At 73.4% G+C, this 26161-nt stretch carries 24 protein-coding genes; 8 read left to right on the forward strand and 16 right to left on the reverse strand.

Annotated features, from left to right (window positions below):
• Nucleotides 1-101: 101 nt before the first annotated feature.
• From ACE1OA_RS04495 to ACE1OA_RS04505, 3 genes are read right to left on the reverse strand one after another with little or no spacing between them, the layout of a single operon-like run.
• Complete coding sequence (locus ACE1OA_RS04495) at nt 102-851, reverse strand: succinate dehydrogenase/fumarate reductase iron-sulfur subunit (protein WP_356606456.1); 750 nt, start codon at nt 849-851, stop codon at nt 102-104.
• Entirely contained in the window at nt 848-2791 is a 1944-nt protein-coding gene (locus ACE1OA_RS04500) for a fumarate reductase/succinate dehydrogenase flavoprotein subunit (RefSeq protein ID WP_356779567.1), read from the reverse strand. Before ACE1OA_RS04500 ends, ACE1OA_RS04495 begins: the two co-directional genes overlap by 4 nt.
• A gap of 1 nt (nt 2792) precedes the next feature.
• Entirely contained in the window at nt 2793-3530 is a 738-nt protein-coding gene (locus ACE1OA_RS04505; protein ID WP_432752303.1) for a succinate dehydrogenase, read from the reverse strand.
• Between the two features lie 72 nt (nt 3531-3602).
• Here ACE1OA_RS04505 and ACE1OA_RS04510 point away from each other — a divergent pair, with 72 nt between their 5' ends.
• Complete coding sequence (locus ACE1OA_RS04510; protein ID WP_356606450.1) at nt 3603-4502, forward strand: LysR family transcriptional regulator; 900 nt, start codon at nt 3603-3605, stop codon at nt 4500-4502.
• An 88-nt stretch (nt 4503-4590) separates the two neighbouring features.
• Here the strand turns inward: ACE1OA_RS04510 and ACE1OA_RS04515 are convergent, their stop codons facing one another.
• The 3 genes from ACE1OA_RS04515 to ACE1OA_RS04525 form a co-directional block, all read right to left on the reverse strand.
• Entirely contained in the window at nt 4591-6756 is a 2166-nt protein-coding gene (locus ACE1OA_RS04515; RefSeq protein ID WP_384866527.1) for a putative bifunctional diguanylate cyclase/phosphodiesterase, read from the reverse strand.
• The gene (locus tag ACE1OA_RS04520; RefSeq protein ID WP_356606446.1) at nt 6753-7565 is read right to left on the reverse strand and encodes an SAM-dependent methyltransferase; all 813 of its coding nucleotides are present in this window, start codon (nt 7563-7565) and stop codon (nt 6753-6755) included. Before ACE1OA_RS04520 ends, ACE1OA_RS04515 begins: the two co-directional genes overlap by 4 nt.
• A gap of 268 nt (nt 7566-7833) precedes the next feature.
• Nucleotides 7834-8793 carry an SCO0930 family lipoprotein gene (locus tag ACE1OA_RS04525; protein WP_356606444.1) on the reverse strand — a complete coding sequence of 320 codons (960 nt, stop codon included), beginning with the start codon at nt 8791-8793 and terminating at the stop codon, nt 7834-7836.
• Nucleotides 8794-9000: 207 nt separating this feature from the next.
• On the opposite strand from ACE1OA_RS04525, the gene ACE1OA_RS04530 reads away from it, so the two are divergent.
• The 3 genes from ACE1OA_RS04530 to ACE1OA_RS04540 all read left to right on the forward strand — a co-directional run bounded on the left by ACE1OA_RS04530 (nt 9001) and on the right by ACE1OA_RS04540 (nt 11103).
• A complete protein-coding gene (locus tag ACE1OA_RS04530) occupies nt 9001-9567 on the forward strand; it encodes a hypothetical protein (protein WP_432752304.1) in 567 nt (188 codons plus the stop codon).
• Between the two features lie 21 nt (nt 9568-9588).
• Entirely contained in the window at nt 9589-10353 is a 765-nt protein-coding gene (locus ACE1OA_RS04535) for a DUF4239 domain-containing protein (RefSeq protein ID WP_356606440.1), read from the forward strand.
• 186 nt (nt 10354-10539) lie between these two features.
• A complete protein-coding gene (locus ACE1OA_RS04540; RefSeq protein ID WP_356606438.1) occupies nt 10540-11103 on the forward strand; it encodes a hypothetical protein in 564 nt (187 codons plus the stop codon).
• 123 nt (nt 11104-11226) lie between these two features.
• Here the strand turns inward: ACE1OA_RS04540 and ACE1OA_RS04545 are convergent, their stop codons facing one another.
• The gene (locus tag ACE1OA_RS04545; RefSeq protein ID WP_356606436.1) at nt 11227-11754 is read right to left on the reverse strand and encodes a hypothetical protein; all 528 of its coding nucleotides are present in this window, start codon (nt 11752-11754) and stop codon (nt 11227-11229) included.
• 377 nt (nt 11755-12131) lie between these two features.
• Between ACE1OA_RS04545 and ACE1OA_RS04550 the strand changes: the two genes are divergently transcribed.
• Nucleotides 12132-12791 carry a class F sortase gene (locus ACE1OA_RS04550; RefSeq protein WP_356606434.1) on the forward strand — a complete coding sequence of 220 codons (660 nt, stop codon included), beginning with the start codon at nt 12132-12134 and terminating at the stop codon, nt 12789-12791.
• 52 nt (nt 12792-12843) lie between these two features.
• On the opposite strand, the gene ACE1OA_RS04555 is transcribed toward ACE1OA_RS04550, so the two are convergent.
• Both ACE1OA_RS04555 and ACE1OA_RS04560 read right to left on the reverse strand, forming a co-directional pair.
• Entirely contained in the window at nt 12844-13716 is an 873-nt protein-coding gene (locus tag ACE1OA_RS04555; RefSeq protein ID WP_356606432.1) for a polysaccharide deacetylase family protein, read from the reverse strand.
• 279 nt (nt 13717-13995) lie between these two features.
• On the reverse strand, nt 13996-15198 hold the full coding sequence (locus ACE1OA_RS04560) for a CapA family protein (RefSeq protein WP_432752305.1): 1203 nt from the start codon (nt 15196-15198) through the stop codon (nt 13996-13998).
• 262 nt (nt 15199-15460) lie between these two features.
• Between ACE1OA_RS04560 and ACE1OA_RS04565 the strand changes: the two genes are divergently transcribed.
• The 3 genes from ACE1OA_RS04565 (at nt 15461) to ACE1OA_RS04575 (ending at nt 17153) form a co-directional block, all read left to right on the forward strand.
• Complete coding sequence (locus tag ACE1OA_RS04565; protein ID WP_356606428.1) at nt 15461-16018, forward strand: sigma-70 family RNA polymerase sigma factor; 558 nt, start codon at nt 15461-15463, stop codon at nt 16016-16018.
• Nucleotides 16019-16022: 4 nt separating this feature from the next.
• Nucleotides 16023-16436, forward strand: coding sequence for a PaaI family thioesterase (locus ACE1OA_RS04570; RefSeq protein ID WP_356779572.1), 414 nt, complete (start codon nt 16023-16025; stop codon nt 16434-16436).
• Between the two features lie 219 nt (nt 16437-16655).
• On the forward strand, nt 16656-17153 hold the full coding sequence (locus ACE1OA_RS04575; RefSeq protein WP_356779573.1) for a hypothetical protein: 498 nt from the start codon (nt 16656-16658) through the stop codon (nt 17151-17153).
• Nucleotides 17154-17227: 74 nt separating this feature from the next.
• Here the strand turns inward: ACE1OA_RS04575 and ACE1OA_RS04580 are convergent, their stop codons facing one another.
• From ACE1OA_RS04580 to ACE1OA_RS04610, 7 genes are all read right to left on the reverse strand, one after another.
• Nucleotides 17228-18439, reverse strand: coding sequence for a sensor histidine kinase (locus tag ACE1OA_RS04580; protein ID WP_432752306.1), 1212 nt, complete (start codon nt 18437-18439; stop codon nt 17228-17230).
• Nucleotides 18436-20208, reverse strand: coding sequence for a cation acetate symporter (locus tag ACE1OA_RS04585; protein WP_432752307.1), 1773 nt, complete (start codon nt 20206-20208; stop codon nt 18436-18438). Before ACE1OA_RS04585 ends, ACE1OA_RS04580 begins: the two co-directional genes overlap by 4 nt.
• A gap of 16 nt (nt 20209-20224) precedes the next feature.
• Nucleotides 20225-20656: a hypothetical protein gene (locus ACE1OA_RS04590; RefSeq protein WP_356606418.1), complete on the reverse strand. Its 432-nt coding sequence runs from the start codon at nt 20654-20656 to the stop codon at nt 20225-20227.
• Between the two features lie 175 nt (nt 20657-20831).
• Nucleotides 20832-21599 (reverse strand): LytR/AlgR family response regulator transcription factor, encoded by a 768-nt coding sequence (locus ACE1OA_RS04595; RefSeq protein WP_356606416.1) that lies wholly within the window; start codon nt 21597-21599, stop codon nt 20832-20834.
• Nucleotides 21600-21716: 117 nt separating this feature from the next.
• Nucleotides 21717-22589, reverse strand: coding sequence for an Fpg/Nei family DNA glycosylase (locus ACE1OA_RS04600; RefSeq protein ID WP_384875368.1), 873 nt, complete (start codon nt 22587-22589; stop codon nt 21717-21719).
• Between the two features lie 37 nt (nt 22590-22626).
• Nucleotides 22627-23973: a wax ester/triacylglycerol synthase family O-acyltransferase gene (locus ACE1OA_RS04605; RefSeq protein ID WP_384875365.1), complete on the reverse strand. Its 1347-nt coding sequence runs from the start codon at nt 23971-23973 to the stop codon at nt 22627-22629.
• A 78-nt stretch (nt 23974-24051) separates the two neighbouring features.
• On the reverse strand, nt 24052-26157 hold the full coding sequence (locus ACE1OA_RS04610; RefSeq protein WP_386541066.1) for a SpoIIE family protein phosphatase: 2106 nt from the start codon (nt 26155-26157) through the stop codon (nt 24052-24054).
• Nucleotides 26158-26161 lie beyond the last annotated feature (4 nt).

Consider the following 26161-nt stretch of genomic DNA (forward strand, 5'->3'; position numbering starts at 1 on the left):
GCGGCGCCGGGCGCCGGGGTCTCCCGGACGCACCCGTCCGCCCCCGCGCCGTACCCGGCCCCGGTCGTGTCCCGGCCGATCGCACGGGGCCACGGTCGGCCCTACCCCCGCGCGGCCTTGCGCCGGGCCCGGAGCCACTCCCTGTTCATCGCGGCGATCGAGGGCAGCGGGATCCCCTTCGGGCACGCGGTCGCGCACTCGCCGGTCAGCGTGCAGCCGCCGAAGCCCTCCGCGTCCATCTGGCCGACCATGTCGAGGACCCGGGTCTCGCGCTCCGGGGCGCCCTGGGGCAGCACGTTCAGGTGGTTGACCTTGGCCGAGGTGAAGAGCATCGCCGAGCCGTTGGGGCAGGCGGCCACGCAGGCGCCGCAGCCGATGCACTCCGCGTGCTCGAAGGCGAGGTCCGCGTCGGCCTTCGGCACCGGCGTCGCGTGCGCCTCGGGGGCCGCGCCGGTGGGGACGCTGACGTAACCGCCGGCCTGGATGATCCGGTCGAAGGCCGAGCGGTCGACGACGAGGTCCTTGACGACGGGGAAGGCCGAGGCGCGCCAGGGTTCGACGTCGATCGTGTCGCCGTCGCGGAAGGACCGCATGTGCAGCTGGCAGGTCGTGGTCCGCTCGGGGCCGTGGGCCTCGCCGTCGATGACGAGGCTGCACGCGCCGCAGATGCCCTCGCGGCAGTCGTGGTCGAAGGCGACGGGGTCGTCGCCGCGGAGGATGAGGTCCTCGTTGAGGGTGTCGAGCATCTCCAGGAACGACATGTCGGCGGAGATGCCGTCCACCTCGTAGGTGGACATGGCGCCGTCGGCGTCGGCGTTCTTCTGGCGCCAGACGCGCAGGGTGAGCTTCATGCGTAGCTCCGCTGGGTGGGGTGGACGTACTCGAAGACGAGGTCTTCCTTGTGCAGGACGGGCGCGTCGCCGCCGTTGAACTCCCAGGCCGCGGCGTACGAGAAGTCCTCGTCGCGGCGGGCGGCCTCGCCGTCGGCGGTCTGGGACTCCTCGCGGAAGTGGCCGCCGCAGGACTCGGCGCGGTGCAGGGCGTCGAGGCACATGAGCTCGGCGAGTTCGAGGTAGTCGACGATCCTGTTGGCCTTCTCCAGGGACTGGTTGAACTCCTCGCCCGTGCCCGGGACCTTGATGCGGCGCCAGAACTCGGCGCGGATCTGCGGGATGCGCTCCAGGGCCTTGCGCAGGCCGGCTCCGGTGCGCGCCATGCCGCAGTACTCCCACATCAGCTCGCCCAGTTCGCGGTGGAAGGAGTCGGGGGTGCGGTCGCCGTCGACGGCGAGGAGCAGGTGGAGCCGGTCCTCGGTCTCGGCCAGGACCTCGCGGACCACCGGGTGCCCGTCGTCGAGCGGCTCGCTGGAGGGGTGGCGCGCGAGGTAGTCGTTGATCGTGGACGGCAGGACGAAGTAGCCGTCGGCGAGGCCCTGCATCAGGGCGGAGGCGCCGAGCCGGTTGGCGCCGTGGTCGGAGAAGTTGGCCTCGCCGACGGCGAAGAGCCCGGGGACGGTGGTCTGGAGGTCGTAGTCGACCCACAGCCCGCCCATCGTGTAGTGCACGGCGGGGTAGATCCGCATGGGCGTCTCGTACGGGTTCTCGGCGGTGATCCGCTCGTACATGTCGAAGAGGTTGCCGTACTTCTCCTCGACGGCCCTGCGGCCCATCCGGGCGATGGCGTCGGCGAAGTCGAGGTAGACGCCCTGCCCGCCGGGGCCGACGCCGCGGCCCTCGTCGCAGACGTTCTTGGCGGCGCGGGAGGCGATGTCGCGCGGGACGAGGTTGCCGAAGGAGGGGTAGATGCGCTCCAGGTAGTAGTCGCGCTCCTCTTCGGGGATCTCGCCCGCGGGCCGGTGGTCGCCCCGCTCCTTGGGGACCCAGATGCGGCCGTCGTTGCGCAGGGACTCGCTCATCAGCGTGAGCTTGGACTGGTGGTCCCCGGTGCGCGGGATGCAGGTGGGGTGGATCTGGGTGAAGCAGGGGTTGGCGAAGTGGGCGCCGCGCCGGTGGGCCCGCCACACCGCGGTGGCGTTGGAGTTCATGGCGTTCGTCGACAGGTAGAAGACGTTGCCGTAGCCGCCGGAGGCGAGCACCACCGCGTCGGCGTAGTGCGTGGAGATCGTGCCGGTGACCAGGTCGCGGGCGACGATGCCGCGGGCCCGCCCGTCGACGACGATCAGGTCGAGCATCTCGGTGCGGGCGTGCAGTTCGACGTTGCCCGCGGCGATCTGCCGGGACAGCGCCTGGTAGGCGCCGAGGAGGAGCTGCTGCCCCGTCTGGCCGCGGGCGTAGAAGGTGCGGGAGACCTGGACGCCGCCGAAGGAGCGGGTGTCGAGGAGTCCGCCGTACTCGCGGGCGAAGGGCACGCCCTGGGCGACGCACTGGTCGATGATCTCGACGGAGATCTGGGCGAGGCGGTGGACGTTGGACTCGCGGGCGCGGAAGTCGCCGCCCTTGACGGTGTCGTAGAACAGGCGGTGCACCGAGTCGCCGTCGTTGCGGTAGTTCTTGGCGGCGTTGATGCCGCCCTGCGCGGCGATGGAGTGGGCCCGGCGCGGGGAGTCCTGGTAGCAGAACTGGACGACGTGGTAGCCCTGTTCGGCCAGGGTGGCGCCGGCGGAGCCGCCGGCGAGTCCGGTGCCCACGACGATGACGGTGTGCCTGCGCCGGTTGGCGGGGTTGACCAGCTTGGCCTGGAACCGGCGGGTGTCCCAGCGCTCGGCGATGGGCCCGGCGGGTGCCTTGTGGTCGACGGCGGGCTCCCCCACCGTGTAGTCGAGGTAGCTCATGTCAGCTCACCACTCCGGTCATGACGGCGACGGGGACGGAGACGAAACCCGCGGTCAGGGCGAGCGCGAGCCCGTTCGCGAGGAACTTGAGGACGCGCTCGCGGCGGGCGTCGCCGACGCCGAGGGTCTGGGCGGCGCTCCAGAAGCCGTGCCGGACGTGCAGGCCGACGGCGATCATGGCGACGATGTAGACGAGGTTGCCGTACCAGGTGGAGAAGGTGTCCACGATGTTCTGGTACGGGTGGCCCTCCTGGAATCCGCCGGGGTGCGCGGTGCCGGTGGTCAGGTCCAGGATGTGCCAGACGATGAACAGGGCGACGATCACCCCGCCCCAGCGCATGGTGCGGGTCGCGTAGGTGGAGCGCCTCCGCCGGTGCACGTAGGCGGTGGGGCGGGCCTTGATGTCGCGCCTGCTCAGCTGGAAGGCGGACACGACGTGGGCCACGACGGCGGCGACGAGCACGATCCGGACGAGCCAGAGCGCCCAGGAGTGGTGCAGGACGGGCGCGCCCATGGTGCGCAGCCAGTGGCCGTAGGCGTTGAACTCCTCGGGGCCGAAGAAGACCTTGAGGTTGCCCATGACGTGGGCGACCAGGTAGCCGAGCATGAGGAGGCCGCTGACGGCCATGACCGTCTTCTTGCCGATCGTGGACGTCCAGAAGCCGCGTGACCGCTTCGGGGACGGCGGTCGGCCGGTGCCCCGGTCCGCCGGGGCCGTCGTCTTCGTTGCCAGAGCCATGCCGTCGACGCTAGGGCCGGAAGGCCCGAGAGGTCTAAGACATGGTCCGGCTCATCTCGATAGGCTGAGCCTATGCAGTTCCAGCAGCTCCTGTACTTCGTCGCGGTGGCCGAGACCCGCCACTTCACCCGCGCCGCGGAGCGGGTCCACGTCTCCCAGCCCTCCCTGTCGCAGCAGATCCGGGCCCTGGAGCAGGAGCTGGGCGCGGAGCTGTTCAGCCGCGCGCGGGGCAACATCACGCTCACGGACGCCGGTGAGGCGCTGCTGCCGCTGGCCCGCCGGATCCTCGCGGACACGGACACCGCGCGGCACGAGGTGCAGGAGCTGGCGCAGCTGAAGCGCGGACGGGTGCGGCTCGGAGCGACCCCGAGCCTGTGCACGGGCCTGCTGCCGGACGTGCTGCGCGCCTTCCACGACCTGCATCCGGGGATCCGGCTGCTCATCGAGGAGGGCGGCTCGCACGACCTCGTACGGGAGCTGGCGCGCGGCGCCCTCGATCTGGCGCTGGTGGTCCTGCCGCTGCCGACGCCTTCGCCGGCGCTCACGACGGTGGAGCTGCTGACCGAGGACCTCGTGGTGGTCTCGTCGGCCGCCGCGCCCGCGCCGCGCCGGCCGGTACGGATCGCGGACCTGCGCGAGCATCCCCTGGTGATGTTCCGGCACGGCTACGACCTGCGGGAGCTCACCGTCGCGGCGTGCCGCGCGGAGGGTTTCGAGCCGTCGTTCACGGTGGAGGGCGGGGAGATGGACGCCGTCCTGGGCTTCGTCCGGGCGGGGCTGGGGCTGGCGGTGGTGCCGGCCATGGTGGCGGCCCGGACGGGACGTGACCTGCGGGTCACGGCGCTGGCCCGTCCCGGGCTGCGGCGGACGATCGCGCTCGCGCACCGCAGCGACGTGGCCCCGCCCCGGGCGGCCCGCGAGCTGCAGAAGCTGCTGCTGCGCTCCGGGCGCGGCCCGGGGCGCGAGGCCTGAGCCGGCCTACCGGGGGCGCGGAGCCCCGCACCCCCGGCGCCCCGCGGCCGGCGGCGGCGCGCCGCGGCGGCCCGGCGGGGCGTTCCGGCTACACCGCGTCCGCGAGCAGCAGGGCGTGGATCCGGTCGGGGGCGCCCGGGCGGGCGTAGTACCAGCCCTGTGCCGTGTCGCAGCCCAGTTCGCGCAGCTGCTGCGCCTGGGCGCCCGTCTCGACGCCCTCGACGGTGACGGCGAGTTTCAGGCTGTGCGCCAGCGAGACGATCCCTTCGACGATCTTCAGGTCCACCGGGTCGGCCGGGTGCTGCTGCATGCCCCGGGTGAAGGAGCGGTCCAGCTTGAGGACGCTGACCGGCAGCCGTCGCAGGTTCGCGAGGTTCGAGTAGCCGGTGCCGAAGTCGTCGAGCGCGATGTCCACCCCCATCTCGGCGAGCTGGCGCAGCGGCTTGAGCAGGTCGTCGTCCGCCCCTATCAGCGCGGACTCGGTGACCTCCAGGCACAGGGCACCCGGCTCGAGTCCGGAGCGCTCCAGCACGTCGACGGTGTCGGCGACCAGGCGCGGGTGGTGCAGCTGGGTCGGCGAGAGGTTGACGTTGATCCGCAGGGGGCCGCCGTCGGAGTGCCGCGTCTGCCAGAAGCGGGCCTGGCGTACGGCCTCCTCCAGCACCCAGCGGCCGAGCGGGACGATCAGCCCGGTGTTCTCCGCGAGCGGGATGAACCGGTCCGGTCCGAGCACGCCGTGCTGCGGATGGCACCACCGCACGAGCGCCTCCGCGCCGTGCACGGTGCCGTCGCCGAGGTGCACCAGCGGCTGGTACTCGATGAAGAACTCGCCGCGTTCCAGGGCGGCCGGCAGCGCGGTGGTCAGTCCGTGCCGGGTGATCGCCCGGGCGTCCGCCTCGGCGTCGGCGAACTCGAAGCGGTTGCCGCCCGCCGACTTGGCCCGGTACATCGTGATGTCGGCGCTGCGCAGCACCTCGGCGGCGGTCCGCTCCCCCGCCGGCCCCTCGACCACGCCGACGCTGCCGCGCACGGTCAGTTCGCGGCCGTCGACCCCGATCGGGGTCGCCAGGGACGCCAGGATGCGGTTGGCCAGTTCCACGACCTCCCGCTCGGTGTGCGGTCCGGTGGTCAGGGCGACGAACTCGTCTCCGCCGAGCCGGGCCACCATCTCGCCGGGCGCGGTGGCGCAGCTCTGCAGCCGGTCGGCGACCTCGACGAGGAGCCGGTCGCCGGCCGAGTGGCCGAGGCTGTCGTTGATGGCCTTGAAGCCGTCGAGGTCGAGGTAGCAGAGGCCGAAGCGGGCGCCCTCGGCCGGGGCGAGCGCCTTCTCCAGGCGCTCGAAGAACAGGGTCCGGTTCGGCAGCCCCGTGAGGGCGTCGTGGGTGGCCTCGTAGCGCAGCCGCAGGTTGAGCAGCCGCCGCTCGGTGGTGTCCTCCATCAGCGCCAGCTGGTACTGCGGGAAGCCCTCGGCGTCCCGCAGCAGCGAGACGGTGAGGTTGGTCCACAGGACGGTGCCGTCGCCGCGGTAGTAGGGCTTCTCGACGCGGTAGTGCTCGCGTTCGCCGCGGACGAGCTCGTCGTAGAGCCGCCAGACGTGCGGGGCGTCCTCGGGGTGGGCCCATTCACTGACGTTCTTGCTGCGGACGTGGTGCTCCAGGCCGCCGAACATCCGGGTGAGGGTCTCGTTGACCTCCAGCACGTTGCCTTCGAGGTCGGCGATCGCGATGCCGATGGCCGCGCCCTCGAAGACGGCGCGGAAGCGGGTCTCGGTGGCGTGCAGGGCGACTTCGGCGGCGCTGCGGGCGGAGAGCGAGGAGCGGGCGATGGCCTCCTGCTCGACGAGGGTGCGCTCGCGCAGGGCCTGGGCGAAGCCGGCGGCCATGGCGTGCTGGAGCCGCGAGCAGCGGGCCCGCAGCTCCTCGCCGTGGGTGTCCTGCTCCGTGCCGCAGTACAGCACGAGGTAGGAGTCGATGACCCCGAGCGTGCGGCTGAGGGCGTCCGGGTCCGTGCAGTGGACGGCCACGAGGGCGGCGCCCGCGCGGTGGGCGGGCGCCGTGTCGAAGGACCGGTCGTGCAGCGCGGTACGCAACTCGCGGGCGAGGGGCAGCAGGTGGCCCTCGAACTCGGCGCGGGTCAGCGAGGTGGCGGTGACCGGGAAGATGGCCCGGCTCCAGATGGTCACGAACCGCCTGAGTCTGTCCTCGAGCCCGTCCGGTTCCGCGCCGGAACCGGACGGCTGCGACGGCACCTTCACGCCTTGCGCCCCACCCCTGCGAAGCCGGAGAAGGCGTAGGGATCCTCCTCCTCGGCCGGGCTGTCGGGCCGCCAGTCGGGCATGGAGACCAGGCCGGGCTCGACGAGTTCGCACCCGTCGAAGAAGCGGGCTATCTCCTCGCGGGAGCGCATCACGAGGGGGTTGCGGATGTTCCGGTAGACCCCGACGGCGCCGCCGGCCTGCTCCTCCGGGAGCGGTATGCCCTCGTAGGAGGCGTGGGTGAGGATCACGAGGCTGCCGGGGGCGAGCGCGTCGATGAGCTCGGCGACGGCCCGCTGCGGCTCGTCCTCGTCCTCCAGGAAGTGCAGGACGGCGACGAGCAGCAGCGCCGCCGGACGCCCCAGGTCGAGCAGCCCGGTGACCTCGGGGCTGCGCAGGATCTCCTGCGGCTTGCGCAGGTCGGCCGCGACGACGGCGGTGCCCGCGTTGCCCTCCAGGACGGCGCGGCTGTGCGCGACGGCGACCGGGTCGTGGTCGACGTAGACGACGCGGGCGTCCGGGGAGGCCGCCTGGGCGACCTCATGGGCGTTGCCGAAGGTGGGTATGCCGGAGCCGATGTCGAGGAACTGGGTGATGCCGTTGTCGACGGCGTGGCGCACGGCGCGTCGCATGAAGGCACGGTTCGCCTGCATGATCTTGGGCAGCCCCGGCATGAACTCCATGGCCTTGCGGGCCGCGTCCCGGTCGACCTCGAAATTGTGCGAGCCGCCCAGATAGAAGTCGTACATACGGGACACGCTCGGGACCGAGATATCGATACCCGGCGGGGCCCAGGCGGGACGCTCCATCAAAGTCTCCAACAAGTCGCCACGGGGGGTGCGGCCATGTGTTCGCGGCCGGTGTTCGAGCCGAGGCTACTGATCGCCCGCCAAGAGGGCGAGTAGAAACGGAAATTCGCGATCCGTTCTTGGTCACACGCCAATGGCACGTGCGATCAGAACGAAGAGATCGCGCCTACTGGCCGTGCACATTCACGTGCACGCGGACGTGCGTCCGGCCCGCCGTCACCGAGGGGGTGACGGCGGGCCGACCGGCCGGATGCGCGGCGCGGGGGACCTACTTGGGCGCTCCGACCAGCTTTCCCTGGGGCGAGACGGCGTACCAGGTGCCGCCCACTCCCTGGCCATTGGTGTCTCCGGGCTCCTCGTCGCCCGCGAAGGTGTAGAGCGGCCAGCAGTCCATGGTCTGCTGCTTGATGCCGTCAGGACGGTTGAAGGTGACGAATCCCTTGGTGCTGATGCCCTCGGTGTCCTTCTTGTCGACAGGGGCGACAACCGGCCACTTCTCCAGGCAGGCGCCGACACAGGCGGTCTTCATGGGCCAGGCGGAATCCTTCTTGAAGCGGTAAACCGTCATTCCGCGCGAATCGACCACGATGTCACCGAGCTTGGGGTCCTTTCGCACCGAGAGCCCGGCGAGGTCCGAACCGGAATCCTCACTACCGGCCTCTTCGGCGGCCGGGGCCGCCTTCTTGCCGTCGGGGGCGGCGGCGAACCAGGTACCGCCCACTCCCTGCCCGTTGGTGTCGCCGGCCTTGGTGTCCTTCGCGTACCGGTACATCGGCCAGCCGCCGATGGTGAGCTGCTTCGTCCCGTCGGCGCGCACGACCTGACCCAGTTCGGCGGCACCCACGCCGTCCGGCGCCTTGGCGCCGACCGCGCTCACGACCGGCCACGCCTTGGCGCAGTCGCCCTCACAGGTGGCCCGGGGCGGGTTGGCCGAGTCCTTGTCGAAGCGGTAGAGGGTGAAGCCCTCGCTGTCGGTGACGACCTTGCCGAGCTTCGGGTCGTCCTGGACCTCCAGCTGCCCGGCGGACTTCGCGGCCTCGGCCGCTCCGCTGCCGGACCCGTACCCGTCGTTGCCGTACCCGTTCTCGGCGGGAGCCCCGGCCGGCTTCGCGGCGCCCGCGGGCTGACCGCCCAGCGTCTGGTCGCCCTGCTCCTGGCCGCACGCCGTCGTGAGTGCGAGTACGGCCACCGCCGTCACCGCGAGTGCGGCGTTCCTCCAGGTCTTCATGTCAACTCCCGTTGATTCATAGCTTGTTGGGGTGGCGTGGGCTGCCGTTCCTGGTCATGGATACGGAGCACGCCGGCCGCGTACTCAACGGATCTCGAAACTTTTTCGCCCGAACGTCAAACCGGTGCACTCCGAGAACCCCTCCATCCGGCGAATCCGCCGCGATTCCCGGCGTGGTGAGCCCGTCCTGTGATCATGCTCGTCGGCGTGTCTCTGTACGGATCCCTTCTGGCCCGGCCCCTGGCGGCCACCGCACTGGTGTGGCTGCTGGCCGCTCCGGCACCCGCCGCCGCCGATGCCTGCGCCTACGCCGTCACCGGCCCGGGCGACTCGAACACCTCGGTCGCGGTGGCCGGCCCGGGCGCGTGCTCCCCCACACCCACGCCGCCCCCGCCGACGCCCAGCCCCTCGCCGACGCCGCCCCCGCCGACGCCCACACCACGGCCCACACCGAAGCCACCACCACCACCGCCGCCGCCCGTCACCCGCCCCGCACCCCCGCCGACGCCGACCCGGACACCGCCTCCCCCGCCCCCGGCCAGGAGGGCCCAGCCGCCCGCTCCGGCGCCGCCTCCCCCGCCTCCCCCGCCTCCCCCGTCACCCTCCCCGTCCCTGAGCCCCCGCCCGGCTCCCCCGCCCCCCGTCGCCCTGCCCGCCTACCGCCGGACCGCGCGGGCCGAGCCCGAGGGCGGCCCCTCCCTCGTGTCCATGACGCTGCTCGTCACCGCCCCCGCGGTGCTCGCGACCGCGATCCTGCGCGCCCGCTCCCGCTGAGCCCCGCCGAAGGAAGCCCACATGTCCGAATGGCTCGTCCTGTCCATCGCGATGGCCGCCGCCTGCGCCGTCGTGCTCACCATCGTCGTCATCAACCACCGGAGGATCACCGACGACGACGACCCCAGCGAGACCCCCGACGTCATCGAGTACATGACGATGATGATCGGCGTGGTGTACGCGATCGTGCTCGGCCTGGCCATCGCCGGCGTCTGGGAGGCACGCAGCGCCGCCCAGGAGACGGTGCGCCAGGAGGCCCAGGCCCTGCACGAGATCTCGGCGCGGGCCGAGGTCTACCCGGTCGACGTCCGGACCCGGATCCGCGCCGACGTCGACGCCTACGTCTCCTACGTCGTGGGGGACGAATGGCGCCACATGTCGGAGCGTGAGGAGCTGAGCGAGAGGGGCACCGAACTCCTCGACCGGATCCGCCGCGACGTGACCGACTACCGGCCCGCCGACGACCACGAGGGCCAGGCGTACCAGCCGCTGGTGGACCAGGTCGCGGTGGTCGACGACGCCCGGGGCGCGCGGGGCCAGAGCGCGGGGGCCACCATGCCCGGGGTCGTGTGGTTCGGCCTGATCATCGGCGCTCTCGTGACGGTGGGGCTGATCTTCACCCTCCAGATCCGGCGGACCGGACGCGAACTGCTGCTCGCGGGGCTGTTCAGCGCCATGATCGCGTTCCTGCTCTTCCTCATCTGGGACTTCGACGCACCGTTCGGACGGGGGATCTCGGCGACGGCGACCCCGTTCACCGACCTCTTCCCCCATCTCGCGGACTGACGGGTCCGTTCGGACACCGCGGCACGGCGTGTCGATGGGCCGGCCGGGGGACACCGGTGCCCCATTCGCGCGCCTGGGATCGCGGTTGTGATAGTGCACTCCTAGCGTTTCGGGCATCGAGGTGCATATCAGGCCATTCGTGGAAACCGCTTCCGCACCTGCTCCTCGGGACCCGGAGGATTCACCATGCGCGCGATACGTGCCGCGTCCGCCGCCCTACTGGGGGCGGCCACCCTCGCTCTGGCCGCTCCCGTCGCCGCCGCGGCGGACGGCGCCCCCGCACCGAACCCGCGGGCGGCCCGGGCCAAGGCGCCCGGCGACTTCGTCGTCTCGCCCTCGGTCGTCGCACCGGGCGGGCGGGTGACCCTGAGCGCTCCCGGCTGCGCCAGTACGGCGACGGCCTCGGCGGGCATCTTCGACACGGTGACCATCCCGCCGGGTGCCACGGCCACCGCGCTCGTGGACTCCGACGCCAGGCGGGGTGCCGTCTACACGGTCACGTTCAACTGCACCGGCGGCGTCCAGGAATCCGTCACGCTGACCATCACGGGCACGCCCACGGCCACACCCACGATCAGCTCGACGGTGCTCACTCCCCCGCGCGGGGTGCAGGGCGGCCTCGGCGGCTCCGTGGACGGGATCGACACCGCGACCCTGGCGGTCGGCTCGGGCCTGGTCCTCGCCGCCGCCACCGGCCTGGTCCTCGTCGTTCGGCGCCGGGCACAGCCCACCCGGGGCCGGCGCCACTGACGGTCGGGTCGGGTCCCCAGCGGGACCCGCCCCCCGACCCGTCCCGCAACGCCCGTCGCCCCCGGATCCTGGGATCAGGATCCGGGGGCGACGGGCGTGCGGCCGACCGGGAGGTTCGACCCGTCAGGCGCTGGTGCCGCTCATACGGCGACGGCGGACGATGAACAGACCGCCGCCGAGCGCGGCCGCGGCGACGAGCGAGCCGCCGACGGCCATCTCCGTGGAGCTCGGCGCGAGCGAGCCGCCGAGTCCGCCCTGCGAGCCCTGGCCGGCGAGCACGCGGAACGACTGCGTGAGCGTCCGGCCGTTGCACTGGACGGCCAGGTTGTACTGACCGGGCGTGGCGTTGTTGTGGATCCGGGCGGTGGCGGTGGAGACACCGTTGTTGTTGCCGGAGAGGGTGGTCGTCGGGAAGGCGTTGGACGTGACCGTGCCTCCGGCGCAGCCGCGGACGGTGATGGTGAGGGTCGAGCCCTGGTGGACGGCGAAGGGGCTGACCGTGACGCTGTTGGCGCCGTCCCCGCCGCGGTCCACCTGGTAGGGGCTGACGGTGAGGCTGGTGGGCCCGTGGGTGGCGGCGGCGAGGGGGGCCGCGAGCCCGACCGCCGCGAAAGCGGTGGCGGCCACCGCCAGAGTGCGTGCAGCACGCATGGTTGAACCTCCAGTGGAAGACGCCCCAAAGCGGTGCTCCGGGATATTCGACGAGTACGCCTTCCATGACGAACCCTCACAAGCCGGGACGATCCACGCATGTCGGCACTGGTCCACCCCGGTGAGCCGACACGCCGAGGAAAGCGGCTCGAAACTGACGGAGGCGCAGGTCACACCCCGTCAGGCCGCTTATCTGACGATTACTCGGATGGGTCATCGCACCGTCACCCCTGACGCCCCGCCCTCCTCGCCCACGAGGGAGTCCGCAGGCGGCCCGTAGGCCCCCCTCGCGTCCGGCCGCCACCCGTTCGGTCCGCCCTGATCGCCGGTCGGGCCCACCGCACTTACCGTTCTGACGACGCCACGAAGGGAGAATCATGAGCCCCAAGGACTTCAGCGTCTTCGAGCCGAGGAGGCGCCAACCGTGGGGTGTCCTGGCTCTCGTCATGCTCTCCGGCCTGGCGATGATGCGCAATGGAGTCGACGTCGAGCTCGGCCCGCCCCAGCCCGCGGCGGCCGCCCGTCCGGACACCCGGCCGATCGGGGTCCCGCCCTCGACTCCCGACGGACTGGAGCCGCTGCCGTACGCGCCCGCGTCACGGGTGAAGATCCCGGCGATCGACGTCGCGGCACCGGTGATCGACGTGGGGCTCGACGCGGACGGCTGGATCGAGGCGCCGCCCCCGCAGGACCCGAACCTGGCCGGCTGGTACCAGAACGGCATCGCGCCCGGACAGCGCGGCACCGCCGTGGTCGTCGGGCACGTCGACAACACGGCCGGACCGGCGGTGTTCTACGGGCTCGGCTCGCTGGACAAGGGCCAGCACATCGAGGTCGAGCGGTACGACGGCCGGGTGGCCGTCTTCGAGATCTACGGCGTGGAGGTGTACTCCAAGCAGAACTTCCCCGGCGTCCAGGTCTACGCCGACCAGGGCGTGCCCGAACTGCGGGTCATCACCTGCGGCGGCGGCTACTCGCGGGCGAACGGCTACGAGGGCAACGTCGTCGTCTACGCACGGATGGTGGGCTCACGCTGAGCCCGGCACGACGGGCCCCCGGCGCGCTTCGCGCCGGGGGCCCGTCGTGCCGTCAGCGTCCGGGCACCGTGATGCCGTAGCCCGAGTCCAGGAGTTCGGGCAGGTAGCGGCGCAGCGCCGCCACGCTCTGCGAGCGGTTGCCGCCGGCGTCGTGGTTGAGCACCACGGCGCCGGGCGCGGCACCGTCCCGCACGCGGCGGACGATGGCGTCGGTACCGGGCTCCTTCCAGTCGAGGGTGTCGACGGTCCAGGCCAGCGGCTCCATCCCCAGTTCGGCGCCGATCTCGAAGGAGTGCTTGTTCCAGGCCCCGTAGGGGGCGCGGTACCAGGCCGGGGCCGCGCCGATGGTCCGCTCGACGATGTCGCTGGTGGAGCCGAGTTCGTCGCGGATGCGGGAGGGCCGCAGTCCGGGGACGAGCGGGTGGGACCACGAGTGGTTGCCCACCACGTGCCCGTCGTCGGCCATCTCCCGCAGCAGGTCCTGGTTGTCGACGGCCATCTCCCCGCAGACGAAGAACATGGCCCGGCAGCCGTGCCGGCGCAGGATGGCGAGGATCTCCGGTGTGTAGCGGGGGTCGGGGCCGTCGTCGAAGGTCAGCACCAGGGCGCGGCCGATGCCGGACACCTGCAGGAAGGGGCGCTGCCGGACCGGTGGAAGCGCCCGGCGGAAGGCCGGCGGCGCGTAGGCCGTCATCGGCTGGAGCCGGTACGCGCCGGGGTTCTGCCGGACGGCGGCCGGTGGGCCGGCGGCCGGACCGGAAGCGGGAGCGCCGCCGACGGCGGGGCTGCGGCCGGGAGCCGGAGCCCCGCCGTCCGGCTTTCCGAGGCGGTCGGCGGTGAGGACGCCGACCGTGGCGGTGGCCCCCAGGGCGGCGGCCAGGCGCAGCACTGCCCGGCGCCCAGTGGGCTTCTCATCGTTTTTCATGACTAACTGCTTGCACGGCGGAGGGTCGGGGGCGGCCATCCACACCGGCCGCCGGTCCGAAAGCACCCGATGAGCCGATGGCCTCGAAGGGTGACCGGGGCTGGGAGTTCCCCGCCTAAGGGCTGTCCCGTAATCCGCGGTGGGTTGGCGCACGGCGTCGGATGCGGTGCATCGCAAGGCGGAGGGTCGCTCTCATACTGGGCGTATTCGGGCGATCCGACAACGCAGCGAGGGGCCGTAGCCGGCGTCGTGCGCCCGCCGGGGATTACGGGACAGCCCTTACTCCTCGGCCATCACCAGTCCGTCCTTCGCCGCCCCGCGGCCGAGGACGACCTTGCGGATGGTGTCCCGTACGCCGGTGTACCGGACGGCGCCGCCCTTGATCGCGGCGTTCAGGTCGACCACCCGTCCCCTGTCGGTGTCGAACCACTGCGGGACGAACTCCGCCCGGGTGACGTCCCAGCGGCTCCCGGGCGCGGTCGGCGGGGTGAAGGTGAAGCGGGCCAGGGTGCCCTGGTTGCCGCGGGGGTCGTACTCGCCCGAGTGGTTCACCATCCGGCCCGCGATCTGGTCGCCCATGCCGTAGACGATCCAGGTCCCGTTGACCTTCTCGTACGCCTGCGGGACATGGGCGTGGGTGCCCAGGATCAGGTCGATGTCCGGGCGGCCGCCGCTGTGCGAGGCGGTCAGGGACCTGCCGAGCGTCTGCTGTCGCCCGTCGGGCGCGGTCTGCCACTCGGTGCCCCAGTGGATGCTGACGACGACCACCTCGGCCCCGGCCTTCCGGGCGGCCCGGGCGTCGGCGACGATCCGCCGCTCGTCGATCAGGTTGACCGCCCACGGCTGCCCCTCGGGCATCGGGTAGCCGTTGGTGTCGTAGGTGTACGCGAGTTGGGCGACGGTCGCGTCGCCGGCCTTCAGCAGGGTGGGGCGGGCCGCCTCCCGCTCGGTCCGGGCCGATCCGGCGTGCCGCACGCCGGCCCGGTCGAGGGCGTCGAGGGTCCGGGCGAGGCCGGCGGCGCCGTCGTCCAGGGTGTGGTTGGAGGCGGTGGAGCAGGAGTCGTAGCCGGTGGCCCGGAGGGCGGCGGCGATCTGGGGCGGCGACGTGAAGGCGGGGTAGCCGGTGAAGGGGCCGCCCTCCGGGCCGTAGACGGTCTCCATGTGACAGATCGCCAGGTCGGCCCCGGAGACGACCGGCGCGACGCCCGCCAGCATCGGCGTGAAGTCGTGCCCCCGGCCGCCCGCGTCCGCGGCCGCCTGGTCGATGACCGAGCTGTGCGGCAGCACGTCGCCCGAGGCGACGAGCGTGAACCCGGTACGGGCCGAGGCGCCTCCGCCGACCGCGGAGGGCGCGCCGGGGCGTTCGGGGGTCTGCCGCGCGGGCGGGCCGGCGGGGGTGCGGACGGGACCGGCACAGCCGGCCGCCGCGGTGAGCAGGACGACGGCGACGGCCACCGCCCCGCGTCTGGTGCGCTGGATCATCGGCCGGCCTCCGCCATTCATACGATGAACATCTGACCGTATGAATTCACAGCGGATATTTTGCACAGTCAAGAGACAAAGCCGCTTCGGACGTCAAACCATGCCGAATCGGATGCAGCGATCGCCGCCGACCGTTCACCGCACCACTCGCCGCTCGGTGCGACCGTTCGTCGCACACCGTTGTCCGTTCCCTGTCCCTCGCCGCCCGCATGCGTTCGTATACGCCCCGTGGGACGACGAGCCGGCAGGAGAGGTGTGGAGCATGACAACGGCGACGACGGACGAGAGGGCCCTCGCGGAGCTGCAGCGTGAACACGGCCCGGCACTGCTCGGCTTCCTGCTCGGCCTGACCTACGGCGACCAGCAGCGGGCCGAGGACCTCGTGCAGGAGACCCTGGTCCGCGCCTGGCTGCACCCCGAGGCGTTCGACGGGCCCTACACCTCCATGCGCCCCTGGCTCTTCACCGTGGCCCGGCGGCTGGCCATCGACGCCCGCCGCTCACGGCTCGCCCGCCCCGCCGAGATCGGCGACGGCGTCCTCGCCGCCACCCCCGACCCGGCCGACGCCACCGAGTCCGCGGTCGCCGCGCTCGACGTACGCGCGGCCGTCCGGTGCCTGAGCCCCGAACACCGCGCCGTCCTGGTCCGGCTCTACTTCCACGGCCTGACCGTCAACGAGGCCGCCGCCGACCTCGGCATCCCCGCCGGCACGGTGAAGTCCCGCTCGCACTACGCGCTGCGCCAGCTCGGGCACCGGCTGCCCGGCTACCGGCCGGGCCGCAGGAGCGTTGCCCGCCCGCGGGCCGGGGCCCCACAATGACCGCGTGACGCTGACTCTCGCCGCCGCGGACAAGGTACTCGCCGACAACTTCGCCCCCTGGGTGCTCGATCTGGGGCTCTCGGTGATCGCCCTCGACGAGCAGGGGGCCGTCCTCAGACTCCCCTGGTCCGACCGGCTGGCCCGCGAGGGCGGCGGGCTCAGCGGCCAGGCCCTGATGGCCGCCGCCGACACGGCCACGGTGATCGCGGTGGCCGCGGCCCGCGGCGGCTTCGTGCCGATGACGACGGTGCAGCAGTCGATCAGTTTCCAGCGGCCGGTGCTCGGCACGGACGTCCTGGTTCGGGCCCGCCTCACCAAGGCCGGGAAGCGGATGGCCTTCGCCGACATCACCATGACGGCCGAGGGCACGGACGAGACTGCGGCACACGCCACGGCGGTCTACGCCCTGCTCGGCTGAGTCCCGGCCGGGGGCCGGGCCGGGAACCGTCCCGGCCGTGGTCCCACACGCCTCGGAGGCACTCCCGGACCCCCTCCCTCCCACCAGCACCGATCCGGCGGGAGAACGTATCCGAAACCACACAGGCGAGTTGAGTAAAGAGCGACCCGTACGCGTCTTCCTCGGTGGAGGCTCGTCCTCGGGATCCTCGCACTCTGCGTCCGGGAGAAGGTGGGAACGTTGCTGCCCGAAAGCACGAACGGCACCAGCGGAGGCGGCCTCGCCGTCCCGATGGCCTGGCTGTGTGCCGAGTTCATAGCCGACGACCTGCTGCGGGCGGGCTGTCTCGTCGAGCCCGGCTCGCTGGAGTACCGGGCCGGCCGGCAGACCCTGGCGCTCACCATCCACCTCTGCGAGGGCGCCGACGCCTCCTCCGGGGCGCGGACCGTGGGCCGGCTCGACGAGTGGCTGTCGCGGACCGCGTACGACCACCCCTGGCCCCAATGGGTGCGCGAACGGCTCACCGAGCGGGTCAGGGCGGGCGAGACCGGTCCGGATCTCGCCCTGGCCCGGGAAACCTGGCGGCAGCTGGAGGCGACCCAGTTACGGGCCGTGGACCTGGGCGGTCCGCCCCCGGGCGGAGGGCCCGGCGCCGCGATCGACGAGGCGGACCAGGTCTGGCTGCCGGCCTGGAAGCTGGGGCTCCCGCTCTGCCATCTGGCCCTGCACCTGTACTGAGCCGGCCCGGCGGACGGGCGGGCCCGGGGCCCGGGACACCCCACGGGCGGCCTCGGCCTGCCGGCCGCACGACCTCACGGGGCGGCCGTACGGTGCACACCCGCCCGGTACTTGGGGATCCGGACCGTCACCTTCATCCCCGCGCCGACCCCGGTATCGATGACGAGGCCGTACTCCGGCCCGTAGACCTGCCGCAGCCGCTCGTCGACGTTGGACAGGCCGATGCCGGACGTGGAGGGCCGCTCGCCGCGCAGGATCGCGCGCAGCACGGCCGGGTCCATGCCGACGCCGTCGTCCTCGATCGTCACCACGGCCTCCGCGCCCGCGTCCCGAGCCGCGATCGTGACCCGGCAGACGTGCACGGAGTCCTCCAGACCGTGCTTGACGGCGTTCTCCACCAACGGCTGGAGGCAGAGGAAAGGCAGGGTCACCGGCAGGACCTCGGGCGCGATCTGCAGGGTGACCTTCAGGCGGTCGCCGAACCGCGCCCCGGCCAGGGCCAGATACTGCTCGATCGACCGCAGTTCGTCGGCGAGCTGGGCGAACTCGCCGTGCCGCCGGAACGAGTAGCGGGTGAAGTCGGCGAACTCCAGCAGGAGTTCGCGGGCCCGCTCGGGGTCGGTGCGGACGAAGGAGGCGATGGCCGCGAGCGAGTTGAAGATGAAGTGCGGGGAGATCTGGGCGCGCAGGGCGCGGATCTCCGCCTCGACGATCCTGGTCCGCGAGCGGTCCAGCTCGGCCAGTTCCAGCTGTACGGAGACCCAGCGGGCGACCTCCGTCGCCGCCCGTACGAGGACGGCCGACTCGCGTGAGCCGTAGGCGACGAGGGCACCGAGCACGCCGTCCTCGCCGGTGAGCGGGGCGATCACCGCCCACCGCAGCGGGCATTCGACGTCCGCGCACCCGGCGTGCGCCGACTGGCTGCGGCCGGACGCGAGGACCTCGGCGACCTGGTCCATGACGTGGGCGCGGTGGTGGTCGTCGCCCGGACCGTCCCAGGCGAGGACGGCGGACCGGTCGGTGAGGCAGAGCGCCTCGGTGCCCAGGAGCGAGCGCAGCCGGCGCGCTGCCCTGCGGGCCGTCTCCTCGGTCAGGCCGGCGCGCAGGGGCGGGGCGGCGAGGGAGGCCGTGTGCAGGGTGTGGAAGGTGGCCCGCTCCACCGGGGTGCCCAGGTCGAGGTCGGCGGCCCGGGCGCCGCGGCGGGCGGCGAGGCGTCCCAGGGCGAATCCGGCGGCCAGCAGCAGGGCCGCGCCGGCGACCGCGGCGGCGACCGCCATCCCGGTCATCGCGCCGCCCCCTCGCGTGGGCGCCCGGAGGCGGGACCGGGGTCCCGCGGGTGCTCCGGGGCGGCGCCCGTGAACTCCTCCGGCAGGTGCAGCCGCGCGAGGAGCGCCGGCGTGCCCTGCGGGATGTGGCGGGGGGTGGCGAGGGAGACCAGGACCATCGTCAGGAACCCGAGCGGCACCGACCAGACGGCCGGCCAGGCCATGAGGGTGTGCGGCCAGCCCTCGGGCGGCAGTCCGGCCCGCGTCGCCATCACCGCGGTGAGCGCGGAGCCGCCGCCGAGCAGCAGTCCCGCCATGGCGCCGGGCGGGGTGAGCCGCCGCCACCAGATGCCGAGGACGAGCAGCGGGCAGAAGGAGGAGGCGGAGACCGCGAAGGCGAGGCCGACGGCGTCGGCGACCGGCACCTTGGAGGCGACGACGCCCACCGCGAGCGGGACGGCGGTGGCCAGCAGGGTCGCGAGGCGGAAGTGCCGTACCCCGCGGGAGGGCAGGACGTCCTGGGTGAGGACCCCGGCGACCGACATGGTCAGTCCGGAGGCCGTCGACAGGAACGCGGCGAACGCCCCGCCGGCGAGCAGGGCGCCCAGCAGGTCGCCCAGGACCCCGCCGACCATCCGGTCCGGCAGGACGAGCACGGCGGCGTCGGCGGCCCCGGTGAGGGCGAGTTCGGGCGCGTAGATCCGGCCGAGCGCGCCGTACACCGGCGGCAGCAGGTAGAACGCGCCGACCAGGCCGAGTACGACGAGGGTGGTGCGGCGCGCGGCGCGGCCGTTCGGGCTGGTGTAGAAGCGGACGGCGACGTGGGGCAGCCCCATGGTGCCGAGGAAGGTCGCGAGGATCAGCCCGTAGGTGGCGTACAGCTGGTGGCCGTCGCGCCCGCCGGCCAGCGGCTGCGACCAGCCGAGCGGATCGGAGCCGGCGGTGGCGCGCTCGGGGACGGGCGCGCCGCGGGGGAAGGAGAGCTCGGTGCCGCCGTCGACGCGGTGGGTGCCGCGGTCGAGGGTGACGGTCGCGCGGTCGTACGGCCTGGCGTCGACGCGGCCGGTGACGGTGAGCGTGAGGGGGGCCTCGACCTGGATCCGTACGGTGTCGGCGACCTCGACGACCGCGTGCTCGCGGAAGACGGCGGGTGCGTCGAAGCGGACCCGGGGCGCGTCGTCGCCGGACCAGGCGGCGGCGAGGAAGACCGCCGGCACGAGCAGGGCGGTGAGCTTGAGCCAGTACTGGAACGCCTGGACGAAGGTGATGCTGCGCATGCCGCCGGCCGCGACGATGCCGGTGACGACGACGGCGACGAGGAGTCCGCCGACCCAGTCGGGCGCTCCGGTGAGGATCTCCAGGGTGAGTCCCGCGCCCTGCAGCTGCGGGAGCAGGTAGAGCCAGCCGATGCCGACGACGAAGAGGCTGGCGAGCCGGCGGGCCTGGGGGGACTCCAGCCGGGCCTCGGCGAAGTCGGACAGGGTGTACGCCCCCGACCGGCGCAGGGGGGCGGCGACGAGGGCGAGCAGGACCAGGTATCCGGCCGTGTAGCCGATGGGGTACCAGAGCATGTCGGGGCCCTGGACGAGGACGAGTCCGGCGATGCCGAGGAACGAGGCGGCGGAGAGGTACTCGCCGCTGATGGCGGCGGCGTTGAGCCCGGGGCGGACGGTGCGGGAGGCGACGTAGAAGTCGGAGGTGGTGCGCGATATCCGCAGGCCGAGCGCGCCGATGAGCACGGTGGCGAGGACGACGGCGGTGACGGCGGTCACCGCGTAGGTGTGGTTCACGTCCGGTCCCCCGCGCTCAGCGGCCCTCGACCAGGCCGGTGAAGTCGCGTTCGTTGCGCTCGGCGCGGCGGACGTACCAGTGGGCGATGCCCCAGATCACCGGGTACAGGCCGACGCCGAGCACGATCCACACGACGGCCTCGGGGGCGGGCAGGGCGAGCAGGGGCGGCAGCGCGCCGACGATCAGGGCCAGCGCCCCGAGCGCGGTGAGCCCGGCCCGCAGCTGGCTGCGCATCAGGGAGCGGACGTAGGTGTGGCCGAGGGTGGTCTGCTCGCTGATCTCGGACCGGGCGGGAGGATGCCCGGGCCGCGACCGCGGCACCGCGGCGGGCCGTACGGCGGCCGGCGGGCCGTCGCCGCGGACCGCGGAGGCGTGGGTCACGGTCTCGCGCCGGGGCCGACGCGACGGCGGCGGTGGCTGCTCGGACGTCGGTGTCCGCTCCGGCATCTGTCGACCTCGCAGGGGCTGGGGAGGGTCCACGGAGTCTACGCAGCGGCACGTGAGGACGGTAGGTCCGGTGTCGGCGGGGGGCGGGGGCCGGGGAGGACGGGGCCTGTCGGCGGGACCGGCGGGTCTCCGCGAACGGGTCGGGGCCGGGCTCGGACGCCCCGCGACGCGCCGGTCAGCCGCCCGCGCGGCGCATCAGCAGGTCGCGGAGTTCGCGGGCGTGGCGGCGGCTGACCGCGAGTTCCGCGCTGCCGACGCGGACCGAGGTGGCGCCGCCGTCCAGGCGCAGTTCGTCGATCCGGCCGAGGGCGACGAGGTGGCTGCGGTGGATCCGGACGAAGCCGCGCGCGGCCCAGCGCTCCTCCAGCGTGGAGAGCGGGATGCGGACCAGATGGCTGCCCCCGTCGGTGTGGAGGCGGGCGTAGTCGCCCTGGGCCTCGACGTAGGCGATGTCGTCGACGGACACGAAACGCGTGACGCCACCGAGCTCGACGGGTATCTGCTCCGGCGACCCCAGGGTCGCGACCGGCGGGGGCGCGGGCGCTCCGGCAGCGTGCACCAGGTCGTGGACGCGGCGGACCGCCTCGGCGAGCCGTTCGCGGCGGACCGGTTTGAGGACGTAGTCGACCGCCTTGAGATCGAACGCCTGGACGGCGAAGCCCTCGTGGGCGGTGACGAAGACGATGAGCGGCGGCCGCGCGAAGCCGGCCAGCAGCCGGGCGACGTCGAGGCCGGTCAGTCCGGCCATGTGGATGTCGAGGAAGACGACGTCGACGGCCTCCTCGCCGTCGGGTCCCGCGTCCAGGGCCCGGCCGATCCGGCGCAGCGCCCCGGTCGCGTCGGTGGCGCCCTCGGCGCTGCGCACCCGGGGGTCGGAGCGGAGGAGGTAGAGCAGTTCCCCGAGGGCCGGCTCTTCGTCGTCGACGGCCAGTACGCGCAGCATGCGGCGGAGTCTAAGGGCTGTCCGGGAAGGAGCGCCGCCGGCCCGGCGGGGTTCTCCGGACGGGCCCCGCAGGTGTCCTGCCGGTGGGCCGGGCCCGTGGGCGGCGGGCCCGCGCCGCTACTTCAGCAGCCGCGAGAGCCTCCGGTCGGCGAGCGGCTTCCCGCCGGTCTGGCAGGTGGGGCAGTACTGGAGGGACGAGTCGCTGAAGGACACCTCACGGATGGTGTCTCCGCAGACCGGGCATGCCTCGCCGGTCCGTCCGTGCACCCGCAGGCCGCTCTTCTTCTCGGCCTTGAGCCGGCCCGCGGCGACGCCGCGCGAGCGGTCGACGGCCTCGCGCAGGGTGGTCCGCATCGCCGTGTAGAGCGTGGCGGTCTCCTCCTCCGTCAGGTTCCGGGTCGGTTTGAAGGGGGACATCCTCGCCGCGTGCAGGATCTCGTCGCTGTAGGCGTTGCCGATGCCCGCGATCAGGCTCTGGTCCCGCAGGGCGCCCTTGATCCGGCGCTGCTCGCCGGCGAGCAGCGCGGCGAAGGCCGGGAGGTCGAAGGTGTCGGCGAGCGGGTCCGGGCCGAGCCGGGCGACGCCGGGCACGTCCCGGGGTGTGCGCACCAGGTGGACGGCGAGCCGTTTGGTGGTGCCGGCCTCGGTGAGGTCGAAGCCGTCGCCGCCGGTGAGGGCGGTGCGCAGGGCCAGCGGCCCCTTGCCGGGGCGGGGGGCGCCCGAGGGCAGCGGGTCCTTCCAGTGGAGCCAGCCGGCCCGGGCGAGGTGGACGAGGAGGTGGAGCCGCGCGTCGCCGTGTCCGGTGGTGATGTCCAGGAACTTGCCGTGCCGGTCGACGGCCGTGACCTCGGTTCCCTCCAGCGCGCTCAGCGGCGGGTCGTAGGTCTTGAGCACGCTGATCGCGACGGGCAGCACGCGGGCGATCTCCTTGCCCACGAGGTGCTCGTCGAGGAACTCTCGCAGCGCGTCGACCTCGGGCAGTTCGGGCATGGCTCCACCCTGCCGCACCGTCCGCCGTGCCGCGCGCTCAGCGGCCGGGGGCGGCGGTGTCCAGCAGCTCCAGTTCGTCGGCGAGTGCCGAGGCGAGCGCGTCGAGGTCGGGCACCGCCTTGCCGTCGGCGACGAGGCCGAAGTGGACCTGCCCGCCGTACGGCGACATGGCCACGGCGAGCGACTGGCCGCGGGCGAGCGGCGCCATGGGGAAGAGCTCGCGCAGCGGCGCCCCGCCGAGGGAGAGGGCCGAGCGGGGCAGCGGTACCTGGGTGACCAGGACGTCGAAGAGCAGGCGGGCGGCGCCGGACGCGATCGGCGCGCCGAAGCGGTGGGCGAGCGGCGGCAGCTGGTCGGCGAGTACGGCGACGGCCCCGGCGCCGCGCAGCGGGCCCGCGGCCTTGTTGCGGTCCATCGCCCGCCGGACGGAGGCGAGCCGGGCCACCGGGTCGGCCTCGGTGACCGGCAGGTCCAGCAGGTAGGCGGAGAGGCTGTTGCCCGCGGCGGACGGCGCGCCGGGCCGGCGGCGGGAGACGGGCACGAGGGCGCGCGGGTCGACTCCGGGGACGGGTTCGCCGCGGCCCTCGATCCAGCGGCGCAGGGCGCCGGAGACCAGGGCGAGCAGGACGTCGTTGGAGGTGCCGCCCGCGGCGCGGCGGATCCGCTGGATCCGCCCCTGGTCCAGGGTGGCGGTGGCCACCCGGCGGGTGCCGCTCGAGCCGGCCGCGAGGGCGGCGGCGCCGCGGCCGTCGAGCCTGCTGGCGCGGACCACGGAGGCGCCGACCTCGACGGCCCGGCCGAGGTCCTCGATGCGGTCGCGGGCGGCGCCGACGAGCCGGCCGGGGCCGGGCAGCCAGGAACGCGGGGGTACGGCACGGGCGCGGCGGCCCGGGACGGCACGCCCCCGGCCGGCGGCGATCTCGTCGAAGATCCCGGCGCCGATGGCGACGGCCCGCATCCCGTCGGCGAGGGCGTGGTGGAGCTTGACGAGGACGGCGAAGGAGCCGTCGGGGGCGCCGGTGAGGAGGTACATCTCCCACGGCGGCCGGCCGCGTTCGAGGGGCCGTTCCATGAGCTCGCCGGCCAGGTGCGCGCTCTCGGCGCCGAAATCGGCGCCGGGCAGCGCGATCTCCCGGACGTGCCGGCGTACGTCGAAGTCCTTGTCGGCGGCCCAGGCGGCGCCGCCGACGGGCAGCCAGACGTCGCGGACCCGCATGCGCAGCCGGGGGATCGCGGCGGCGCGGCGGGCGAGGAGCTCCGGGAGCTCGGCCGGGTCGCCGGGTGCGGGTCCGAAGTGGGCGAGGGCGCCCAGGTGCATGGGGTGATCGGTCGATTCCAGATGCCAGAAGGCCAGATCAAGAGGTGTCAGCAGCTCGACGCTCAACAGTGCCTCGTGTCCTCGGGGAACGGCAGTTGACCGAAGTCAATCGTGCACGGTCGGTTACGGTCAAGTACGATCACTTCACACTGAGTTAACACCGTGTTGCTCGACGATGAACTCACACCAGACGCACTTGCCGCCACCGCGGGGCTCCACGCCCCACACGTCCGAGATCATGTCGACCAGCAGCAGGCCCCGGCCGGAGACCCCGGCCTCGCCCGCCTCGCGGCGCCGCGGCAGCGCGCTGGAACGGTCCTCGACCTCCACCCGGAGCCGCCGCTCGGGGCCCGCCAGCATGCGCAGGGTCACGATCGCCCCGCCGTCGGTGTGCATCAGCGCGTTGGTGATCATCTCGTCCGCGACGAGTTCGATCTCGTCGGACCGCTCCCCGGCGCCCCAGGCCCGCACCGCCGCCCGGATCATGTGGCGGGCCGAGCTGAGGGCCTCGGGATCGCTGGGGGCGACGTGCTGCTGGAGCCGGCCGCCGGACTGCGGGAAGTACACGCCCCGGCGGCGCAGGAGCAGGATCGCGACGTCGTCCTCGCCACCGCGCTCGTCCACCACCTCGCACAGGTGGTCGGCGAGGTCCTGGAGGTCCCGCGGCCCGCCGCGCACGAGGGCGGAGAGCCAGCGCATGCCCTCGGCGAGGTCGGAGCCCCGCTTCTCCACCAGGCCGTCGGTGTACAGCAGCAGGGTCTGGCCGGGGTCCAGCTCCAGCGTGGTCACGGGGTAGTCGAGGCGGCCGAACTCCGCCGAGAGGCCGAGCGGCAGCCCGCCCTCCACGGGCAGCCGGCGGCTGGTGCCGTCGGTGTCCTGGATCAGCGGGTCGACGTGCCCGGCGCGGACCACCTGCACGACGCCGGTGGCGAGATCCGCCTCGGCGTAGGTGCAGGTGGCGAAGCGGTCGGTGTCCAGCTCGTGCAGGAAGACCGAGGCGCGGGCCATCACGGTGCCCGGGGTGTGCCCCTCGGCGGCGTAGGCGCGCAGCACGATCCGCAGCTGGCCCATGACGGCTGCGGCGTGCGTGTCGTGCCCCTGGACGTCCCCGATGACGGCGCCGACCCGGCCGCCGGGCAGCGGGATGACGTCGTACCAGTCGCCGCCGATGTCACGGCCGAGGCGGGCCGAGCGGTAGCGGACGGCTATCTGCGCGCCGGGCACGTCGGGGATGCGGCGGGGCAGCATCGCCTGCTGGAGACCTTCGGCCAGGTCGTGCTCCTGCTCGTAGAGCATGGCGCGCTGCAGGCTCTGGGCGATGCTGCTGCCCAGCGCGACGAGCAGGTTGCGCTCGTCGGCGCTGAAGCCCGTCCTGTCGTTGTAGAGCAGTCCCAGGGCGCCGATCGGCCGGGCCTGGGCGATGAGCGGCAGATAGGCCGCCGAGGTGATGCCGAGCCCGCTGATGTGCGGCCACAGGACGGGGTACGAGTCGGAGAAGTCCTGCGGGGACTCGATGAACCGGGGGGTGAGGGTCCGGACCACCTCGCTCATCGGGTACGGCTCGTCCACCCGTGTGAACCGGGTACCGGGGACGAAGGCCCCGTCCGGCCCTTCGGCGACCAGATGGATCCGTCCCGCCTCCATGAGGCCCATGACCAGGCTCCTGGCGCCGAAGTACTCCAGTCCGTGCGAGTCGTTGAGCAGGTCGATGACGTCCTGGACGGTGCGGGCGTGGGCCAGGGCCGCGGTGGTGCCCTCCACGACGCTGGTGCGCTTGCGGCGGCCCTCGTCCAGGCCGAGGCGTGCGGCGTGCTCGGAGACCTCCTCGGACGCGTCGCGGACGATGCCGACGATGCGGCGCGGCCGGCCGGTCCCGTCCCGGTGGATCAGGCCCTGGGTGTGGGTCCACTGCGGGTGCCCGTTGCGCAGCCGGACCCGGAAGTAGGCGCCGTAGTGGTCGCTGCCGTCCTTGAGCGCGTGCGTGACCATCGTGTCCAGCCGGTGCCCCTCGTCGGGCGCCACGCGGGAGGAGAGGCTCGCCGGGTCGCCGTCGTACTCCTCCGGGCGCACGTCGAAGACCAGCAGGGCCCCCGCGTCCAGGTCCATCACGCCGGTGTCCAGGTCCCAGTCGAAGCTGCCCATCCGGAACTCCGTGCCGTAGTCCCGGAGGAAGCAGCCGGACGCCCCGCCGGCCCCCGGTTCGCAGCGGCACCGGTCCGCCGCCCCACCACCCCCGCTGCCCGCGCTCATGAGG

The sequence above is a fragment of the Streptomyces sp. JL2001 genome (genome assembly GCF_050917515.1).
GTDB lineage: Bacteria > Actinomycetota > Actinomycetes > Streptomycetales > Streptomycetaceae > Streptomyces.

What these genes read in the sequence shown, in the direction of transcription:
- ACE1OA_RS04495 (WP_356606456.1), bottom strand. Translation starts at nt 851, where the DNA reads ATGAAGCTCACCCTGCGCGTCTGGCGCCAGAAGAACGCCGACGCCGAC.
- ACE1OA_RS04500 (WP_356779567.1), bottom strand. Translation starts at nt 2,791, where the DNA reads ATGAGCTACCTCGACTACACGGTGGGGGAGCCCGCCGTCGACCACAAG.
- ACE1OA_RS04505 (WP_432752303.1), bottom strand. Translation starts at nt 3,530, where the DNA reads ATGGCTCTGGCAACGAAGACGACGGCCCCGGCGGACCGGGGCACCGGC.
- ACE1OA_RS04510 (WP_356606450.1), top strand. Translation starts at nt 3,603, where the DNA reads ATGCAGTTCCAGCAGCTCCTGTACTTCGTCGCGGTGGCCGAGACCCGC.
- ACE1OA_RS04520 (WP_356606446.1), bottom strand. Translation starts at nt 7,565, where the DNA reads ATGGAGCGTCCCGCCTGGGCCCCGCCGGGTATCGATATCTCGGTCCCG.
- ACE1OA_RS04525 (WP_356606444.1), bottom strand. Translation starts at nt 8,793, where the DNA reads ATGAAGACCTGGAGGAACGCCGCACTCGCGGTGACGGCGGTGGCCGTA.
- ACE1OA_RS04535 (WP_356606440.1), top strand. Translation starts at nt 9,589, where the DNA reads ATGTCCGAATGGCTCGTCCTGTCCATCGCGATGGCCGCCGCCTGCGCC.
- ACE1OA_RS04540 (WP_356606438.1), top strand. Translation starts at nt 10,540, where the DNA reads ATGCGCGCGATACGTGCCGCGTCCGCCGCCCTACTGGGGGCGGCCACC.
- ACE1OA_RS04545 (WP_356606436.1), bottom strand. Translation starts at nt 11,754, where the DNA reads ATGCGTGCTGCACGCACTCTGGCGGTGGCCGCCACCGCTTTCGCGGCG.
- ACE1OA_RS04550 (WP_356606434.1), top strand. Translation starts at nt 12,132, where the DNA reads ATGAGCCCCAAGGACTTCAGCGTCTTCGAGCCGAGGAGGCGCCAACCG.
- ACE1OA_RS04555 (WP_356606432.1), bottom strand. Translation starts at nt 13,716, where the DNA reads ATGAAAAACGATGAGAAGCCCACTGGGCGCCGGGCAGTGCTGCGCCTG.
- ACE1OA_RS04560 (WP_432752305.1), bottom strand. Translation starts at nt 15,198, where the DNA reads ATGATCCAGCGCACCAGACGCGGGGCGGTGGCCGTCGCCGTCGTCCTG.
- ACE1OA_RS04565 (WP_356606428.1), top strand. Translation starts at nt 15,461, where the DNA reads ATGACAACGGCGACGACGGACGAGAGGGCCCTCGCGGAGCTGCAGCGT.
- ACE1OA_RS04580 (WP_432752306.1), bottom strand. Translation starts at nt 18,439, where the DNA reads ATGACCGGGATGGCGGTCGCCGCCGCGGTCGCCGGCGCGGCCCTGCTG.
- ACE1OA_RS04590 (WP_356606418.1), bottom strand. Translation starts at nt 20,656, where the DNA reads ATGCCGGAGCGGACACCGACGTCCGAGCAGCCACCGCCGCCGTCGCGT.
- ACE1OA_RS04595 (WP_356606416.1), bottom strand. Translation starts at nt 21,599, where the DNA reads ATGCTGCGCGTACTGGCCGTCGACGACGAAGAGCCGGCCCTCGGGGAA.
- ACE1OA_RS04600 (WP_384875368.1), bottom strand. Translation starts at nt 22,589, where the DNA reads ATGCCCGAACTGCCCGAGGTCGACGCGCTGCGAGAGTTCCTCGACGAG.
- ACE1OA_RS04610 (WP_386541066.1), bottom strand. Translation starts at nt 26,157, where the DNA reads ATGAGCGCGGGCAGCGGGGGTGGTGGGGCGGCGGACCGGTGCCGCTGC.